Source organism: Aliarcobacter skirrowii CCUG 10374 (assembly GCF_003544835.1).
Taxonomy (GTDB): domain Bacteria; phylum Campylobacterota; class Campylobacteria; order Campylobacterales; family Arcobacteraceae; genus Aliarcobacter; species Aliarcobacter skirrowii.
In genome coordinates this window covers 590,389-606,807 of sequence record NZ_CP032099.1, presented here as the reverse complement: position 1 = coordinate 606,807, position 16,419 = coordinate 590,389, and the positions used below count along the sequence as shown (strand labels likewise).

Here is a 16,419-nt window from a genome sequence, read left to right as displayed (position 1 = left end):
AAAAAATGGTTCTAACCACATTAAGTGGACGCGGATTATAACTTATTTTTGATTAAGAGTCAATACTTATGGGGCTTTTGAAAGAAATTATTGAAATTTACTTCCTTTTAAAAAGGAAGAAAACTCAAGTTTAATAGATATAGTAAGTTAGTTTTAAGCAATATATTGAATAATTTTTATGTATCTTTTACCATTGCTATTTCATTACATATAGGAAATAATTTACATTTTATGCAATCAGCCCAAACTTTTTGTTCAGGAATATCCTCTTTACTTATCTCTTTAAATCCACAACCTAAAAAGAAATCTTTCTCATATGTTAAAGATAAAACCTGTTGTATTCCATAAAATTTAGCCTCTTCAACACACTTTTCTACAAGTTTTTTACCAAGACCAAGACCTCTGAAATCCTTGCTTACTATTAAACTTCTAACTTCTGCCATTCTTGGTGAATGAATGTGAGTTGCTGTAAAACCTGCCATTTTACCATCAACCTCAACTACAATATATGATCTTATAGTAGTTGCCATCTCATCGCTTGAACGAAATAGGATAATTCCCTTTTCAACCTCTTCTTTTACAAGCTCTTGCATTTTTGGTATATCAAGAACCGTTGGTTTATAAAATCTAATTTCCAAACAGATACTCCGTAATTTTATTTTGAAGATCAATTATACCTTTTTTCTTTAAATTAGATAAAAATATTCCATCAGGATTATCTCTTTTTAAAATTCCCAATTCACTACTATTTAACTTATCTATTTTTGTAAAAGCATTTATAATAATTTGATCACCTCTTTTAATACTTTTTAAAAACTCATCAACATTTTTATCAATCTCAAGATTTGGATGCCTTGAATCTATTAAGTGTACAAATATTTGAAGATTTGGTCTTTGTTCTAAATATTCAGTTAAATTTCTATTCCAAGCAGCTTTTAAACTCTTTGCTACTTTTGCATAACCAAAACCTGGCAAATCTACAAATCTAGCATAAACATAAGGTGTCTCTTCACTTATTGTTTTAAATTTAATCTCAAAATAGTTTATAAGTTGAGTCTTACCTGGAGTTGATGATGATTTTGCAAGATTTCTTTGATTTGTAAGTGAGTTTAAAATTGAAGATTTACCTACATTTGATCTTCCTAAAAATGCAACCTCTGCAACTGATGGTGGGGGTGAATCATTTAAGCTTTGTGCTGATTGCAAAAATTTTGCATCTATTAAATTCATACTACTCTTCCTTTTGTTTTTCTTTATTATCAATATTTAGTATAAATCTAACAGGTTTTTTTTCATTACCTTTTACTCTAGCTTCACCATTTAATTGGTTTATATAAATATGATCTCCATATACTTTTCTATCTTCGTTTACTTCATGTAAAAAAGCATTTCCTATAATATTATATTCATCTTTTTTTGGTTCATAAATAATTTTATCGCCACTACCTTTATAAAGCTTTCCATTTGAATATATCTCAAAATCAGCCTTTTTTGTTGCTTCATATTTTGAAACGACTTTTTTATTTGTATCTTTATCAATTTCAAAAAATAGCTCAAGTTTTTGTGCATTTAATCTATCTTCACCCATTTGTATTTTTACATTTATTTCAAAAGTTGCTACATTTCTACTATCTTCTGCCTGAAAATATACTGCATCAATTGTTAGTTTTTCATTTTTTGCTATTAAAGTTGAGATTGCTAAAATTAATATTAAAAAAATTCTCATCTATAAACTCCTAATTTTTTTCAATTATAAATTGTGTTCTTCGTGATTTTATATAGTTTTTATTAATATCAAAATATAAATTTGTTCCACTATAAAAATTTTCATAATAAAGTGCATTAAAAGGAGCTTTATTTCTTGCTATCTTTTTAATATTATCAAAGTATAACTCATCTGTATTAAACTCTATAAAATTATCTCTTTTAAACTTTACACTATTTGCTAAATAATACTTCTCACCTTTTTTCTCTATAAACTCTGCTTTTAAACTATCTTTATAATAATTTTTTTTACTATCTTTATTAAATATCTCAATATTTGCAAAATATATCTCATCTTTATTTTTATATCTAACAGCTTGTGTTGAAATAATCTTTTTACTAACTCCCATCTCATCTAAAGTGTACATTACTGGATTTTCAAAAATAAAAATTGGTCTATTCTCTTTTTCATTACCACTTACAGAACTCTCTATAGGTAAGTAGTAAAATAACAAACTTAAAATTAGTGATATAAAGAAGAAGAGTTTTAAAGCCATAAATTTAAAAACTCCTCTTCAAGATTCTCCTCTTTTAAAATATACTCAATCATCTCTCTTGCTGCTCCACTTCCACCACTTTTTTTGCAAACTACATTTACACTATCTTTTACAAGCTCATGTGCATTTTGTGGGGCAAAAGATAAACCAGCTTTTTTTAACATCTTTAAATCATTTAAATCATCACCAATAGCAGCAACTTGATTGTAGTTTAAATTCTCTTTTTTTAATATCTCATCAAGAACTTCTAATTTATCTTTTACATTTTGGTATAGATACTCTATTTTTAACTCATTTGCTCTATACTCAACAATCTTTGACTCTCGTCCTGTAATAATTGCAGCTTTTTTTCCTAAATGTTTTGTCCAAAAAACTATTGCAAAACCATCATTTACATTAAATGTTTTAAACTCTTCAAGGCTACTTGAATATGTTATATCACCATTTGTTAAAGTTCCATCAACATCAAAAACCAAAAGTTCTATCATAAAACACCTTTTGTGCTAGGAATTCCAAGTTTTTCATTTTTTACTAAAGCTCGTCTTAATGCAACTGCAAAAGATTTAAATGTTGCTTCAATAATATGGTGTTTATTTCTTCCTCTGTCTTGTATTAAATGAAGAGTAATTCCAGCATTTCCACTTAAAGCATGGAAAAACTCCTCTACTAACTCAACATCAAACTCTCCAACTTTTCCACTTATATTTACTTCATAAACCAAAAAAGGTCTATTTGATAAATCCAAAGCACATGTAGTTGCTGCTTCATCCATAACAACTGTTGCATTTCCATATCTCTCAACTGCTTGTATAGGGAAAATTGCTTTTTTCAAAGCTTGTCCTAAGACTATTCCACAATCTTCAACTGTATGGTGAGAATCAATATGTAAATCACCTTTACACTCTAAATTTATATCAATCCCACTATGTTTACTTAAAGCTTCAAGCATATGGTCAAAAAAACCAACACCTGTATTTATAGAAAATTTTCCACAACCATCTAAAGTTAAACTACACTCTATTTGTGTCTCTTTTGTATCTCTTTTTATCTCTACCATTTTATCTCCTTACTCTCTTATAACTGCACTATTTAAGCCATTTTGATTTTTAAAATTTTCTGCTTCAACTCTTGATTTAAAACCTTTTATATAAACTCTATAAATTCCATCGCTCTCTACATAATCTATATTTCTATTTGAAAATCTTTTTTTGTACTCATTTTTTGTAAAAATAGCACCATCTTCTAAACTAAACGCACCAACTTGAAGTGATACTTTACCATTTTGAGCTACTTTATTTACTTTATTATTTGGTTCAACATAATCAACCGCTGGTTTTGAAGGAGGAACATAACCTACACTAAAATCAGGATTTGGAGCATTTGTATCTCCAATTCTTCCATTAAAACCTAAAACTGTAAGTCTAACTTTAGCTGTTCCTTTTTTAACCATATCAATATCATGAGCAGCTTTATTTGATAAATCAATTATTCTATCTTTTACAAAAGGTCCTCTATCATTTATTCTTACTATTGTACTTTTTCCATTTTCTAAATTTTCTACTTTTACAATTGTATTCATAGGAAAAGTTTTATGAGCTGCTGTCATTGCATACATATTATAAATTTCACCATTTGAAGTCTTTTTAGCATGAAAATCGGGTCCATACCAAGATGCAACGCCTGTATGTTTTTCATTCATTCTTGGAACTGCTGGATGATATCTTACGCCCATAACTACATAAGGACGCATTGTTGCTCTTTGTACAGCTTCACTATTATTTATATTTTTTGTAGATGATTTTTTTGTGTAATCACTATTTACACTTCTTACGCTACTACAAGAGCTAAAAAATATTATTATAAATATTGTTAAAATTATTGTTATTTTATATGTTTTAAAAAGATGCAAAATCTCTCCTTTTTTAAAAACGAGAGATTTTATCTAATTTATACTGCTAAACTCTTTAAATAGTTTTTTTGCATTTTTTGTTGTAAGATCTTCTATATAATTTTCATCTAAATTTAAAAGTTCAGCCATCTTTTTTACAATATAAGTAGTATAATATGGCTCATTTCTAACACCTCTATGCGGATGTGGTGTTAAATATGGAGCATCTGTTTCAATTATTAATTTATCTTGTGGAATCAAAGGTAAAATCTCAACTAATTTTTTTGCATTTTTAAAGGTTATCACTCCACCTATTCCAAAATAGAAATTCATATTTGCCAAAGGAAGAAGATGAGCACTTGCATTAAAACAGTGTAAAACACCACCAAGTTCACTTGATGCATATTTTTCCAAAATCAATCTTGAATCATTTGAAGCTTCTCTAATATGAATAATTAAAGGTTTTTGATACTTTTTTGATAACTCTATTTGAGATATAAATACCTCTTTTTGTCTTTTAATATTCTCTTCTTTTTCAAACTCATCATCTGGTAATCTATAATAATCTAAACCACACTCTCCAATAGCAATACATTTTGGATGATTTACATATTTTTCAATAATTTTTTCATCATAACTATCTATATCATAAGGGTGAGTTCCAACAGCAAAAAAGACCTCTTTATATTTTTCACTAAGTTCTATTGCTCTTGGAAGAGTTTCAAAATCAGCACCTGGAATTAAAAAGGCTTTAACACCAGCTTCCAGTGCATTTTTTATAACTCCATCTATATCACTTAAATAAGCTTCGTTGTCAAGATGGCAATGAGTATCTATAATAATTTTCTATCCTTTATTATGATAAGAATCTATCTTGTAATTGAACAATTAAATTGTTTATTTGAGCAATTTCACTTGATCTAATCCAAGCATCTATTCCAAAGTTTTTAAAAGCTTCATAATCCTCATCATCATCTAAAACTGCAATTGATACATACTTTTCATTGCAAACATTATGTTTATTCTCTTCATATTCAAATATTGTTTCAATATCTAAAATAACAATATCAGCTTTATTTGAACTTCCTGAGTGAAAATACTCTACATTAAACTCTGGATTAAATAGTGTCTCATCAACTTGACAAAAAGTAACAATATTCATTAACTCCCCTTTTTTTAAATATTATGTATTCTATTCAAAATATATTTAAACTACAAAATATATCTTGTAGAATCTTCATTTTCAACAATTTTTTCTAATTTTTCCTCTACTAAATTACTATTTACAACAACTTTTGTACCTTTTTTACTATCAGCATCAAAAGATATATCTTCAATAACTTTTTCAATTACTGTGTGAAGTCTTCTAGCACCTATATCTTCAGTTTTTTCATTTGCTAATACACTATATTTAGCAAAAGCTTTAATAGCATCATCACTAAACTCTAACTCAACATCTTCAACAGCCAAAAGTGCCTTATATTGCTTTAAAAGTGAATTTTTTGTATTTGTTAAAATCTTATATAAAGAGTCCTCATCTAAAGATTCTAACTCAACTCTTAGTGGAAATCTTCCTTGAAGTTCAGGTATTAAATCACTTGGTTTTGATACATGGAAAGCCCCAGCAGCAATAAATAAAATATGATCAGTTTTTATTTGACCAAATTTTGTATGAACACTACTTCCTTCAACAATTGGAAGTAAATCTCTTTGAACACCCTCTTTTGATGGATCTTGTCCATTGTTCTTTTTACTACTAGCTATTTTATCTATCTCATCAATAAATATAATTCCACCATTTTCACATCTTTTTAAGGCCTCTATTTTTATAGCTTCACTATCAAGTAGTCCTTCACTAGCAACTCCTCTTAAAAGAATTTTGGCATCTTTTATAGTTACCTCTTTTTTGATTTTCTCTTTATTTAAACTTCCAAGCATTTTATTAAGACTCTCTTGCATAGAGCTCATATCAAAAGGAATATTTGAGTCAAGTATCTCTACATGAGCTTTTTTAGGAAGTTCTATCTCTATTTTTTTATCATCTAACTCACCACTTAAAAGTTTTTTTTCCATTAAATTGTAAGTTTTTATAAATGACTCTTTTGCACTATCGCTTGCTGTTTCAGGAAGAGGAGGAACTAACTTCTCAATTATCTTTTTAGTTACCTCATCATCAATTTTATCTTTTATCTTCTCTTCGTACTCACGAGTTACTAGATTAATTCCTTCATAAACTAAATCTCTAATCATAGACTCAACATCACGACCTACAAATCCAACTTCTGTGTATTTACTAGCTTCAACTTTTACAAAAGGAAGACTCATCATTTTTGCCATTCTTCTAGCAATTTCAGTCTTACCAACTCCTGTACTTCCAATCATAAGAATATTTTTTGGCATAACCTCTTCTTGAAGTTGTGGATCTAGTTTCATTCTTCTATATCTATTTCTTAAAGCTAATGCAATAGTTTTTTTAGCATCTTTTTGCCCAATAATATAATCATCTAAATATTCAACAATCTGCTTTGGTGTCATATCCATAATATATTTAATCCTCTAACTTTAATATTTTTATATTTTGATTTGTATAAATACAAAGCTCTCCTGCAATCATAAGTGACTCTTTTACTAACTCTTCTTCATCAAGTTGTGAATGTTTTGCTAGTGCTCTAGCAGCAGATATTGCAAAATTTCCACCACTTCCTATACTTGCAATCTCTCCATCTTCAGGTTCAACAACATCACCATTTCCACTTAAAATAAATATTTTCTCTTTGTTTAAAACTATCATCATAGCTTCAAGTCTTCGCAAGTATTTATCTTTTCTCCACTCTTTTGAAAATGCAATTACTGATTTTAGTAAATCACCTTTACAAGCCTCTAAATGAGACTCAAACATATCAAAAAGATTAAAAGCATCAGCAGTGCTTCCTGCAAAACCAGCTAGGATTTTTCCTTGATACAAAGTTCTAATCTTTGTAGCATTTCCTTTTAAAACCGTATTTCCAAAGGATACTTGTCCATCTCCACCAATTACTGCTTTATTTTTACCTTTGTAGGCTAAAATCGTTGTTGCGTGAAACATAACTTAACCTGCTATAACATCAATTTTCAGACTTGCATTTATAGAATGCCCTAATTTACAAGATACTTCAAAAATACCTATATGTTTAATTTTATTATCAATTGAGATATTTTTTTTATCAATCATAATTGAGAACTGTTTTTCAAGCTCTTCACTTATCTCTTTATTTGTAATACTTCCAATTAATTGGTCATTTGCACCAACTTTATGTCTAATTGTAAGTTTTGTTGCATTTAATTTTTCAGCCAACTCTTTTGCTTTTGCAATCTCTTCTTGCTCTTTAGCTTCTGCTCTTTTTTGTTCAGCTTTATGTCTTGCAATAACCTCATTAGTTGCTTGAAGTGCTAATCCTTTTCCTATTAAAAAATTTTTACCATATCCATCAGCTACCTCTTTTATCTCACCTGCTTTTCCTAAACTTTTAACATCTTTTATTAATAATACTTTCATTTTATCTATCCTTATAATTTTTAACTCAATATTTTACAATATTTTTTTTAAAGCCCAATAAAGCTATATCTCTTTTTGCAAAGCAATCTCTCTAATATCTCTTTTTTTAACATAGTTATTTAAACCAATATGATTGTTATAACCTAATAATTTTGCTATTTTTCGTACACTTAATCCCATAGCTAAAAGCTCTTCAATTTTATCTCTTTGCTCATCAAATTTTGATTTTTGAATAGTTCCAACAGGTTTTCCAAGAGCTATACCTTCAAGTTTTTTTGCATTTAAAGCCTCTTTTGTTCTAAGACTTTGAAGCTCTTTTTCTAAATTTATAGCAATATTAATAACATTTAAAACCATATTTGCCAAAGGATCTTTATCATCTATAAAATCTAAATTTTGCTCAACTACAATAACTCTTATATTATTTGATAGTAAAAACTTAACTATTTTTAAAATACTACTTATAGTTCTTCCAAAAACATTTAAATTTGCAACAATAAGTGTTGAGTTTTTTTCACAATTTTCAAGAAGTTTAAGAAGATTTCTCTCCTCTTGAGGTCTATTTATAGCTATTTTAATCTCTTTATAAACTTCGATTTTTTTTCTTAAAACATATTCATCAATAGATTTTTTCTGATTTTTTGCATAATTTTCCTCAACTTGACTCTCTCTTATATATGTAAAATATTTTGTCATAATATAATCCTTTTGTTATATGTTTAAACCATTTAAATTTATACAAAATGTTATCTGTTAAATAATTAATTAAAGCTTATACAAAAAATGATTGTAAAATATAATTTAAAGTATATTTTTGGTATTATCAAAGTTTTTATAAATAGATAAATTTTAAGGATTTTTTTGAGATTAACAGTTGCAATAAGTGGGGCTAGTGGTGTAAACTTAGCACTACGATTTATTAACTCTTTACCAAAAGAGATTGAACTTTTTCTTGTATTTTCAAAATCTGCAAAAAAAGCATTTGCTATGGAAAATGGTAAAAAAATTGAAGAGTCGCTTGAAAAAAGAGAAAATATAACTATATTTAAAGATAAAAATATAGGAGCTGCTTTGGCTTCTGGCTCTTTTAAAGTTGATAAAATGATAATTTTACCTTGTAGTTCAAACACTTTGGCAAAGTGTGCTGTTGGAATTTCTGATAGTTTAATTACAAGAGCATTTACAGTTATGTTAAAAGAGAAAAGAGAGATTATAATAGCTCCTAGAGAGTTACCTCTTAACACTATTATGCTAGAAAATATGTTAAAACTCTCAAAACTTGGGGTTACTATAGCACCACCAATTTTGGGATATTATAGTGCTCAACAAAACTTAAATGATATGGAAAATTTTATTATAGGCAAATATATGGATTTATTAAAAATAGATAACAACTTATATAAAAGATGGAAATAGATATGAAAAATCAAAACAGTGAATATAACTATACAGGCTCTTATAAAAAAGCTATTTATAGTGGTACATTTGATCCAATTACAATTGGGCATTTAGATATTATAAAACGAGCTAGTAATATTTTTGAAGAGGTTATTATTAGTGTTGCAAAAAGTGAACTAAAAAAACCTATGTTTAGCCATGAAAAAAGAGTTGAGTTTGTAAAAGCTGTAACCAAAGATATGCCAAATGTAAAAGTTGTTGGGTTTGATACATTGCTTGTAGATTTTGCAAAAGAGATGCAAATAAATACAATTATTAGAGGGCTTAGAGCAGTTAGTGATTTTGAATTTGAGTTACAAATGGGTTATGCAAACTCATCTTTAAACAAAAATTTAGAGACTGTTTATTTAATGCCAACACTAGAACACGCTTTTGTAAGCTCAACAATTGTTAGAGAGATTATAAGATTTAAAGGTAAATTTGAGCACTTAGTTCCAAAAGAGGTTTTAGAATGTATGTAGTTCTTGAGGGTATTGATACAGCTGGTAAATCTACTCAACTTGAAATTTTACAAAATAGATTTAAAGATGCTATTTTTACAAAAGAGCCAGGTGGAACGAAGCTTGGAGCTAAGTTAAGAGAGATAATTTTAAACGGAGAAGCTTCTAGTAAAACTGCTGAGATGTTTTTGTTTTTAGCAGATAGAGCTGAGCATACTAAAAATGTGATTATTCCAAATTTGGATAAAAAAATTATTTCAGATAGATCACTAATATCTGGAATTGCTTATGCTTTAACAAAAGATATGGATGAGTTAATAGAGTTAAATAAAATTGCCACAAAAAATATTTTGCCACAAAAAGCTATTTTGTTAGAGTTAAGTCGTGAAGAGTTAATTTCAAGATTATCAAAAAAAGCAAATGATAGTATTGAACAAAGAGGAGTTGATTATTTGCTTGAAATTCAAGCTAGATTAAAAGAGGTTATTTTGAAACTAAATATTAAACATATTTTTATAGATGCTAGTTTAAATATAGATGAGATTGCAAAAAAAATTGAGGATTTTATAAATGAGTAATACAATTCAAAGTTTAAGAGGAATGAAGGATATCGTAGGAAGTGATAGTGAACTTTTTACATATTTTGTAGAAAATGCCTCAAAAATCGCACAAAAATATGGTTTTTCTTATATAGAGACTCCACTTTTAGAAGAGACAGCACTTTTTAGAAGAAGTGTTGGTGAAAGCAGTGATATTGTAAATAAAGAGATGTATCAATTTATTGACAAAGGGCAAAATGATGTATGTTTAAGACCTGAAGGAACAGCTGGAGTTGTAAGACATTTTGTTGAAAAAAAACTTGATCGTGCTGGTGGAACTTATAAGTGGTACTACTATGGACCAATGTTTAGATATGAAAGACCACAAAAAGGAAGATTAAGAGAGTTTCACCAATTTGGTTGTGAAGTTTTTGGAATATCAAATGTTTATGAAGATGCAAATATTATTATGCTTATTCGTGAAATTCTTGAATATTTTGGTATTGGATTTACTTTAAAACTAAACTCTTTGGGTTGCCTTGAGTGTATGCCACAATATAAAAATAATCTAGTAAATCATCTAAATAGTTTTAAATCTGAGTTGTGTGAAGATTGCAATAGAAGAGTTGATACAAATCCAATTAGAGTATTAGATTGTAAAAACGAAAAGTGTCAAACTCTTTTAAAAGATGCTCCAAAAATAACAAATAGTTTATGTAGCTCTTGTAATAGTGATTTTGAAAAGCTAAAAGAGATTTTGGATTTTAATAAAGTAGATTATGAAATAGATTCAAATTTGGTTCGTGGACTTGATTACTACAACAAAACAGCATTTGAGTTTGTAAGCAATGAGATTGGTGCTCAAAGTGCAATTGCTGGTGGTGGAAGATATGATAGATTGGTTGAGTATCTTGGTGGAAAAAGTACAGCTGGAATTGGTTTTGCAATTGGAATTGAAAGACTTCTTGAACTTGTAAAAGTAAAAGAGCAAAAACAAGACTCTTTGTATATTGGAGTTTTAGATGAAACTTCTTTAAACAAAGCATTTGAAATAGCAATTCAAAAAAGAAAAACAACAAAAACTTATCTTGAATACACACCAAGAGGGTTTGCAAAACACTTTGGTATTGCAGAAAAACTAAATTGCAATATTGTTGCACTTATTGGTGAAAATGAGTTGAACAACAATACAATTTATATAAAAAATATAGAGACAAAAGAAGAAAAAACAGTAAGTATTAGGGAGTTTATAAGTGAAAAATAAATTTGATTATGGAATTGACATTTGGGGAGATGGAAACTTTTTTGTTGAAGATGGAGTTGTAAAAGTAAATTACAAACCCTATCCATCTTTAATATCTATCACAAAAGATATTAGAAAACGAGGCTTTAGAGGACCACTTCTATTGAGATTTCCTCACATTACAAAAAAGCAGATAAAAACACTATTTAATGCTTTTAACTCAAGCATCAAAGAGTATGACTACAAAGGTAGCTTTAATGCAGTTTTTCCTCTAAAAGTGAATCAACTTCCAAACTTTGTTCATCCACTTGTAAGTGCTGGTAAAAAATATGGTTATGGTTTAGAAGCTGGAAGTAAAGCTGAACTTATAATTGCAATGACTTACAACAATATGGGAAGTCCAATTACAGTAAATGGATTTAAAGATAAAGAGATGATTCATTTGTGCTTCATAGCTAAAAGTATGGGGCATGATATAACTGTAATTATTGAAGGTTTAAATGAACTTGAGATGATTTTAGAGGTTTTAGAAGAGAGCAAAATGGAGGCTCCAAATGTTGGTATTAGAGTTAGGCTTCATAGTGGAGGAAGTGGTGTTTGGGCAAAAAGTGGAGGAATTGACTCTAAGTTTGGTCTTACATCAACAGAGATTTTAGAAGCATTTGAGCTATTGCAAGATAATAATCTTGAAGATTTATTAACAATGATTCACTTCCATATAGGTTCAGCTATGAATACAATTAAGCCTTTAAAAAAAGCCTTAAGAGAGTCAGGTCATATTTATGCTGAGCTTAAAAATTTAGGTGCTAAAAACTTATCATCAATTAATATTGGTGGAGGATTAAGTGTAGAATATAGTGCTTATGAGCAATCAAGATTCTACTCTTTAAATGAGTTTGCAAGTGATGTTGTGTTTACTCTAAAAGATATTGCAAAACAAAAAGGTGTTGAAGAGCCAAATATATTTACAGAATCAGGAAGATTTATAAGTGCTGCTTCAACTGTTCTTATAGCTCCTGTTTTAGAGCTGTTTTCAGCTGAATATGAACTTGTTCATCTAAAATTAAAAGAGAAAAATCCACCTTTAATAGAAGAGTTAAATGATCTTTTAAAAGATATGACAAAGAAAAAGGCTTATGAGTTTATGCACGATGCTATGGATCACTTAGAGTCTTTATTAACTCTATTTGATTTAGGATATATTGATTTACAAGATAGATCAAATGCAGAAGTTTTAACTCATCAAATTATTAAAAAAGCAATCTCACTTCTTGAAGTTGATGATTATGAAGAGTTAAGAAAGTTTGATAAAAATATTCAAGAAAAATATCTACTAAACTTCTCACTTTTCCAATCTCTGCCTGATTATTGGGGAATAAATCAAGAGTTTCCTATTATGCCAATAACTCATTTGGATAAAAAACCAAGCAGAAGAGCAAGTTTGTGGGATATTACTTGTGATAGTGATGGAGAGATCCCATTTGATATGCAAAAACCACTATATTTACACGATGTAAATTTAAATAAAGAGGATTATTTTCTAGGATTTTTTAATGTTGGAGCATATCAAGATACTTTGGGAATGAAGCACAACTTATTTGCTCATCCAACTGAGGTTAATGTAGTATTTAAAGATGAAGAGGTTATTTTAGAAAAGATTTTAGAGTCTCAAAAAGTTTTAGATATTTTAGATGATATCGACTATGACACAGAAGAGATTCAAACAATTTTAAGTAGAAGAGTTCCTCTTGAAACTTATGAGATACTAAAAAAATATCTAAATGATAATAGCTATTTAAAAACAATATGGAGTTACTATGACGAATAATAGTTTAGAAAAAGAGTTAACTCTTTGGCAACTAATCAAAGAAGATTTCAGAGTTCCAAAGCTAAACGACCCAGTTCTTGACTCAAATTTTGAACTATTTTTTAACTATCCTGGAGTTTGGGCAATTATAAATTATAGAGTTGCCAATCGACTTTACTATAAAGGTTTTAAAAAACTTGCTCGTTTTATATCTGGATTATCTACTTTTTTAACAAAAACAGATATTCATCCTGCTTGTACAATTGGAAGAAGAGTATTTATAGATCATGCAATTGGAGTTGTAATTGGTGCAACTGCAATAATTGAAGATGATGTTTTAATATATCAAGGTGTAACTTTGGGTGGAGTTAGTCTTAATAAAGGCAAAAGACATCCAACTGTTAAATCAAATGTGGTTATTGGAAGTGGTGCTAAAATTTTAGGAAATATTACAATTGGAGCTAACTCAAAAATTGGAGCTAACTCTGTTGTGGTTGTTGATGTTCCTGATAACTCAACTGCTGTTGGAGTACCAGCAAGAATTATTAAAAAAGATAACAAAAGAGATAAAATGGCTCACAATGAGCTTCCAGATATAAACAAAGAGATGTTTAAGTATCTAATTGAGCGAATTGCAAATCTTGAATGCTCTATAAAAAAAGAGGAGAATTGTACTTTAGAAGAGAAAAATAGAACTTTGGAAAAAGAGTACAACGACTTTATAGAGACTTTAAACTCAAATAAAAAAGATTGAACTTGGAATTTGAACTAATAGCATTTGGATTAATTACAGGTTTTACATCTGGATTTTTTGGAATTGGTGGTGGAAGTATCTTAATACCTATGCTACTTTTAGCAAACTATGGAATGAAAGAGGCTGTTTCAATCTCAATTATGCAGATGGTTTTCTCTTCAATTTATGGCTCTTTTTTAAACTCAAAAAAAATCAAATCTCTTTTTAGAGATGGTTCTATTTTAGGTGTTGGAGCTATTTTTGGAGGAGCTACTAGTGGTTATTTTTTACCAACTGTTCCTGATATTTATCTTCAATATCTGTTTATTTTTGTTCTACTTTATACAATATTTACACTCTTTAAAGCACCCTCTTCTAGCGATATAGATAGATCACAAAAAAGCTTTCTAACTTTGACTTTTATTGGTTATTTTGTTGGAATTTTTGCAATGAGTATTGGAATTGGTGGATCTTTGATTTTACTTCCAATTTTGGTTGGGTTTTTAAAATATGATTTAAAAGTTGCAACATCTTTGGGACTATTTTTTGTAATATTTTCTTCAATTGGTGGATTTATATCTACTTCAATATATGGAAATATGCTTTACTATGAGGGGCTTATTATTGGACTTGGCTCAATTTTGGGTGTATATTTTGGAATAAAAATAAAAGAGAAAACAAAATCAACTTCATATAAAAACTATGTTTTACTTTTAAATCTTTTGGTTTTGGGTGTTACTTTATATAAGACTTTTTTATAAACTTAGGCTTTCTTTTTCCATAAGATTTGTTTTCCCGCATCTAGGGCATGGATTTGCTATATTTGAGTGGCAAGAGTAACAAAACATTGCATTGCAAGTTTCGCATGATAGTTTGCAGTGTTTACATACATAAGTTTTGGCTCTTTTTACTCTTTTTTTATTATCTTTTTTAAATAACCAAGAAAACACAACTACTCCTTTTTTGCTAAAAAGTTATTGTATCTTATATCTTTTAAACAAGCAGTGATTTGAATCAATTGTTATTTATTTAAAAACCTTTTCCCAAACTCTTGTCCTTTTACTTCAATATATTTATAAGTAAAAATAGATATAAAAATTACTATAAAAAGTATGATAATGACAACAGAATTATTTATAAAAATATTTCCGAAATCAATATATCTAACAGTTTCAATCATTGGTGCAAATTTCTTATTTAATATTTTTTCTAAAACCATGGAAACAGAAACTAAACAATATAAAATTGCAGCATGTGTCATATAAATTGAATAAGACAATTTTCCTAATAGTTGAAAAAATGAAGCTTTTAAAATTTTTGATAAAACTCCTTTTTCAAATGCAAAGAAAAATACAATTACCAAAAATATTAAACTTGCATATATTGCTTTGTATTCTTCAACATATGAAATTATGTAGATAACTAAAAATATTAATAAAAACTCTACAACAGAAAATAAGTTTGTATTTATCTTTTCAAATTTTAAATTAATTTTACGATAAATAAGATATGTTAAAGCTCCAGCAAAAAAACATGAAAGTCCACGAATAACTTCACTCATAACTCCAAAACTATTTATAATTATATAAAAAGATATAAATGAAAACAAAAACCAAACAATATATTTTAAATTTGATTTTATAAAAAGTGTAAAGAAAAAGATAATATACATATAATACTCAACACTTAAACTCCAAGCTGGACCATTCCAACTAATTGGAATAGTAAAAGGCAACCACGATTGCAAAAATAATAAATTAGGTAAAACTTCTTTTAAAGAATATGAATTTGAAAATGGTTCATTATTAAAAGAAAAACCATAATTATATGCAATTAATTTACCTAATTCCAATAAAACAAAAATAAAAAACATAAACAAATGTAAAGGATACAGTCTAAAAGTTCTACTTATTATAAATCTTTTAAAAGTTACATCTTTAAAGCCATAAGTATGAGCTAAAACAAAACCACTTAAAACAAAGAAGAATTCAACAAACAGACTACTTCCTCTAAAAAAATTAAGCTCTGTAATCGAGCCAATTATGTGCATATGAAAAATTACAACACAAATTGCTGCAATTCCCCTAAAACTATCAAGAACTAAAAACCTTTGATTCATATTGTTACCTTGTAAAGCATAATATTTTTCTCTTTTTTTAAATTTTAGAGAAGTATTTTATCTTCTTATTTTTAATACTAGTTAAATATTAACTATAAATATACATTTTGTAGTTAATATTTAATCTGTTGAGTAATAAATACATATAAGTTAAGTTTTAATCAAAAAGGTTAAAAAATGACTCAAAGAGATATGGCTGGATATATTGGTGTAACTCCTGTAACTTTAAGAAACTGGCGACGAGAAAAACCAAAACTTTATGAAATAGTTATGAAAGGCTTCGCCTTTGAAGAGGCTGTAAAAAAAGCACAAGAAAATGCAGATGAACTAAAAGCTTTGGAAGAGAAATTTAAAATAAAAAAATAGTTAATCAAAATATAGTAAAATAGCAAAAAT

23 protein-coding genes are annotated in these 16,419 nt (G+C 28.0%); 8 read left to right on the top strand and 15 right to left on the bottom strand.

The window, feature by feature from the left end; genetic code table 11:
* Positions 1 to 176: 176 nt before the first annotated feature.
* From ASKIR_RS03220 to ASKIR_RS03160, 13 genes are all read right to left on the bottom strand, one after another.
* Positions 177 to 638 carry an N-acetyltransferase gene (locus ASKIR_RS03220; RefSeq protein ID WP_066161701.1) on the bottom strand — a complete coding sequence of 154 codons (462 nt, stop codon included), beginning with the start codon at positions 636 to 638 and terminating at the stop codon, positions 177 to 179.
* Positions 628 to 1,230 carry a ribosome biogenesis GTP-binding protein YihA/YsxC gene (gene yihA / locus ASKIR_RS03215; RefSeq protein WP_066351028.1) on the bottom strand — a complete coding sequence of 201 codons (603 nt, stop codon included), beginning with the start codon at positions 1,228 to 1,230 and terminating at the stop codon, positions 628 to 630. The genes ASKIR_RS03220 and yihA overlap by 11 nt, the downstream gene beginning before the upstream one ends.
* Before the next feature lies 1 nt (position 1,231).
* Positions 1,232 to 1,726: an LptA/OstA family protein gene (locus ASKIR_RS03210; protein WP_066161707.1), complete on the bottom strand. Its 495-nt coding sequence runs from the start codon at positions 1,724 to 1,726 to the stop codon at positions 1,232 to 1,234.
* Between the two features lie 10 nt (positions 1,727 to 1,736).
* Entirely contained in the window at positions 1,737 to 2,261 is a 525-nt protein-coding gene (gene lptC, locus ASKIR_RS03205; RefSeq protein WP_115588465.1) for an LPS export ABC transporter periplasmic protein LptC, read from the bottom strand.
* Positions 2,252 to 2,749 carry a KdsC family phosphatase gene (locus ASKIR_RS03200; RefSeq protein ID WP_066161712.1) on the bottom strand — a complete coding sequence of 166 codons (498 nt, stop codon included), beginning with the start codon at positions 2,747 to 2,749 and terminating at the stop codon, positions 2,252 to 2,254. The genes lptC and ASKIR_RS03200 overlap by 10 nt, the downstream gene beginning before the upstream one ends.
* Entirely contained in the window at positions 2,746 to 3,318 is a 573-nt protein-coding gene (hisB, locus tag ASKIR_RS03195) for an imidazoleglycerol-phosphate dehydratase HisB (protein WP_115588464.1), read from the bottom strand. Before hisB ends, ASKIR_RS03200 begins: the two co-directional genes overlap by 4 nt.
* 9 nt (positions 3,319 to 3,327) lie before the next feature.
* Complete coding sequence (locus ASKIR_RS03190) at positions 3,328 to 4,170, bottom strand: septal ring lytic transglycosylase RlpA family protein (protein ID WP_115588463.1); 843 nt, start codon at positions 4,168 to 4,170, stop codon at positions 3,328 to 3,330.
* Positions 4,171 to 4,203: 33 nt separating this feature from the next.
* Positions 4,204 to 4,986: a TatD family hydrolase gene (locus ASKIR_RS03185; protein WP_336376873.1), complete on the bottom strand. Its 783-nt coding sequence runs from the start codon at positions 4,984 to 4,986 to the stop codon at positions 4,204 to 4,206.
* 19 nt (positions 4,987 to 5,005) lie between these two features.
* Positions 5,006 to 5,311 (bottom strand): hypothetical protein, encoded by a 306-nt coding sequence (locus ASKIR_RS03180; RefSeq protein WP_066161725.1) that lies wholly within the window; start codon positions 5,309 to 5,311, stop codon positions 5,006 to 5,008.
* Positions 5,312 to 5,361: 50 nt separating this feature from the next.
* Positions 5,362 to 6,690, bottom strand: coding sequence for an HslU--HslV peptidase ATPase subunit (gene hslU / locus ASKIR_RS03175; protein WP_066351035.1), 1,329 nt, complete (start codon positions 6,688 to 6,690; stop codon positions 5,362 to 5,364).
* A 7-nt stretch (positions 6,691 to 6,697) separates the two neighbouring features.
* Positions 6,698 to 7,234, bottom strand: a complete 537-nt coding sequence (gene hslV, locus ASKIR_RS03170; protein ID WP_066161731.1) for an ATP-dependent protease subunit HslV — start codon at positions 7,232 to 7,234, stop codon at positions 6,698 to 6,700.
* A 3-nt stretch (positions 7,235 to 7,237) separates the two neighbouring features.
* Complete coding sequence (gene rplI / locus ASKIR_RS03165; RefSeq protein WP_066351037.1) at positions 7,238 to 7,684, bottom strand: 50S ribosomal protein L9; 447 nt, start codon at positions 7,682 to 7,684, stop codon at positions 7,238 to 7,240.
* A gap of 63 nt (positions 7,685 to 7,747) precedes the next feature.
* Positions 7,748 to 8,380, bottom strand: a complete 633-nt coding sequence (locus ASKIR_RS03160; protein ID WP_066161737.1) for a recombinase family protein — start codon at positions 8,378 to 8,380, stop codon at positions 7,748 to 7,750.
* Between the two features lie 165 nt (positions 8,381 to 8,545).
* Here ASKIR_RS03160 and ASKIR_RS03155 point away from each other — a divergent pair, with 165 nt between their 5' ends.
* Genes ASKIR_RS03155 through ASKIR_RS03125 form a run of 7 tightly spaced genes read left to right on the top strand, consistent with a single transcriptional unit; the run spans position 8,546 to position 14,665 of the window.
* Positions 8,546 to 9,100 (top strand): UbiX family flavin prenyltransferase, encoded by a 555-nt coding sequence (locus tag ASKIR_RS03155; RefSeq protein WP_066161740.1) that lies wholly within the window; start codon positions 8,546 to 8,548, stop codon positions 9,098 to 9,100.
* Between the two features lie 2 nt (positions 9,101 to 9,102).
* Positions 9,103 to 9,603 carry a pantetheine-phosphate adenylyltransferase gene (gene coaD / locus ASKIR_RS03150; protein ID WP_066351041.1) on the top strand — a complete coding sequence of 167 codons (501 nt, stop codon included), beginning with the start codon at positions 9,103 to 9,105 and terminating at the stop codon, positions 9,601 to 9,603.
* Complete coding sequence (gene tmk / locus ASKIR_RS03145; RefSeq protein WP_066351042.1) at positions 9,594 to 10,160, top strand: dTMP kinase; 567 nt, start codon at positions 9,594 to 9,596, stop codon at positions 10,158 to 10,160. The genes coaD and tmk overlap by 10 nt, the downstream gene beginning before the upstream one ends.
* A complete protein-coding gene (gene hisS / locus ASKIR_RS03140) occupies positions 10,153 to 11,385 on the top strand; it encodes a histidine--tRNA ligase (protein ID WP_115588461.1) in 1,233 nt (410 codons plus the stop codon). The genes tmk and hisS overlap by 8 nt, the downstream gene beginning before the upstream one ends.
* Positions 11,375 to 13,192 (top strand): biosynthetic arginine decarboxylase, encoded by a 1,818-nt coding sequence (gene speA / locus ASKIR_RS03135; protein WP_066161751.1) that lies wholly within the window; start codon positions 11,375 to 11,377, stop codon positions 13,190 to 13,192. The genes hisS and speA overlap by 11 nt, the downstream gene beginning before the upstream one ends.
* Positions 13,182 to 13,925, top strand: coding sequence for a serine O-acetyltransferase (cysE, locus tag ASKIR_RS03130; protein ID WP_066351049.1), 744 nt, complete (start codon positions 13,182 to 13,184; stop codon positions 13,923 to 13,925). Before speA ends, cysE begins: the two co-directional genes overlap by 11 nt.
* 2 nt (positions 13,926 to 13,927) lie before the next feature.
* Positions 13,928 to 14,665: a sulfite exporter TauE/SafE family protein gene (locus ASKIR_RS03125; protein ID WP_066351052.1), complete on the top strand. Its 738-nt coding sequence runs from the start codon at positions 13,928 to 13,930 to the stop codon at positions 14,663 to 14,665.
* On the opposite strand, the gene ASKIR_RS03120 is transcribed toward ASKIR_RS03125, so the two are convergent.
* Entirely contained in the window at positions 14,660 to 14,854 is a 195-nt protein-coding gene (locus ASKIR_RS03120) for a hypothetical protein (RefSeq protein ID WP_066161760.1), read from the bottom strand. The two genes, ASKIR_RS03125 and ASKIR_RS03120, sit on opposite strands and share 6 nt — an antisense overlap.
* Before the next feature lie 71 nt (positions 14,855 to 14,925).
* On the bottom strand, positions 14,926 to 16,023 hold the full coding sequence (locus ASKIR_RS03115; RefSeq protein ID WP_115588460.1) for an acyltransferase family protein: 1,098 nt from the start codon (positions 16,021 to 16,023) through the stop codon (positions 14,926 to 14,928).
* A 177-nt stretch (positions 16,024 to 16,200) separates the two neighbouring features.
* Between ASKIR_RS03115 and ASKIR_RS03110 the strand changes: the two genes are divergently transcribed.
* Positions 16,201 to 16,389: a helix-turn-helix domain-containing protein gene (locus tag ASKIR_RS03110; RefSeq protein WP_066161770.1), complete on the top strand. Its 189-nt coding sequence runs from the start codon at positions 16,201 to 16,203 to the stop codon at positions 16,387 to 16,389.
* Positions 16,390 to 16,419: the final 30 nt, after the last annotated feature.

Bases quoted from the DNA above. Each gene is read 5' to 3' on its own strand.
- cysE (WP_066351049.1), top strand. From the start codon at position 13,182: ATGACGAATAATAGTTTAGAAAAAGAGTTAACTCTTTGGCAACTAATC.
- lptC (WP_115588465.1), bottom strand. From the start codon at position 2,261: ATGGCTTTAAAACTCTTCTTCTTTATATCACTAATTTTAAGTTTGTTA.
- ASKIR_RS03200 (WP_066161712.1), bottom strand. From the start codon at position 2,749: ATGATAGAACTTTTGGTTTTTGATGTTGATGGAACTTTAACAAATGGT.
- hslU (WP_066351035.1), bottom strand. From the start codon at position 6,690: ATGGATATGACACCAAAGCAGATTGTTGAATATTTAGATGATTATATT.
- coaD (WP_066351041.1), top strand. From the start codon at position 9,103: ATGAAAAATCAAAACAGTGAATATAACTATACAGGCTCTTATAAAAAA.
- tmk (WP_066351042.1), top strand. From the start codon at position 9,594: ATGTATGTAGTTCTTGAGGGTATTGATACAGCTGGTAAATCTACTCAA.
- ASKIR_RS03110 (WP_066161770.1), top strand. From the start codon at position 16,201: ATGACTCAAAGAGATATGGCTGGATATATTGGTGTAACTCCTGTAACT.
- hisS (WP_115588461.1), top strand. From the start codon at position 10,153: ATGAGTAATACAATTCAAAGTTTAAGAGGAATGAAGGATATCGTAGGA.
- yihA (WP_066351028.1), bottom strand. From the start codon at position 1,230: ATGAATTTAATAGATGCAAAATTTTTGCAATCAGCACAAAGCTTAAAT.
- ASKIR_RS03210 (WP_066161707.1), bottom strand. From the start codon at position 1,726: ATGAGAATTTTTTTAATATTAATTTTAGCAATCTCAACTTTAATAGCA.
- ASKIR_RS03180 (WP_066161725.1), bottom strand. From the start codon at position 5,311: ATGAATATTGTTACTTTTTGTCAAGTTGATGAGACACTATTTAATCCA.
- ASKIR_RS03115 (WP_115588460.1), bottom strand. From the start codon at position 16,023: ATGAATCAAAGGTTTTTAGTTCTTGATAGTTTTAGGGGAATTGCAGCA.
- ASKIR_RS03160 (WP_066161737.1), bottom strand. From the start codon at position 8,380: ATGACAAAATATTTTACATATATAAGAGAGAGTCAAGTTGAGGAAAAT.
- rplI (WP_066351037.1), bottom strand. From the start codon at position 7,684: ATGAAAGTATTATTAATAAAAGATGTTAAAAGTTTAGGAAAAGCAGGT.
- hslV (WP_066161731.1), bottom strand. From the start codon at position 7,234: ATGTTTCACGCAACAACGATTTTAGCCTACAAAGGTAAAAATAAAGCA.
- hisB (WP_115588464.1), bottom strand. From the start codon at position 3,318: ATGGTAGAGATAAAAAGAGATACAAAAGAGACACAAATAGAGTGTAGT.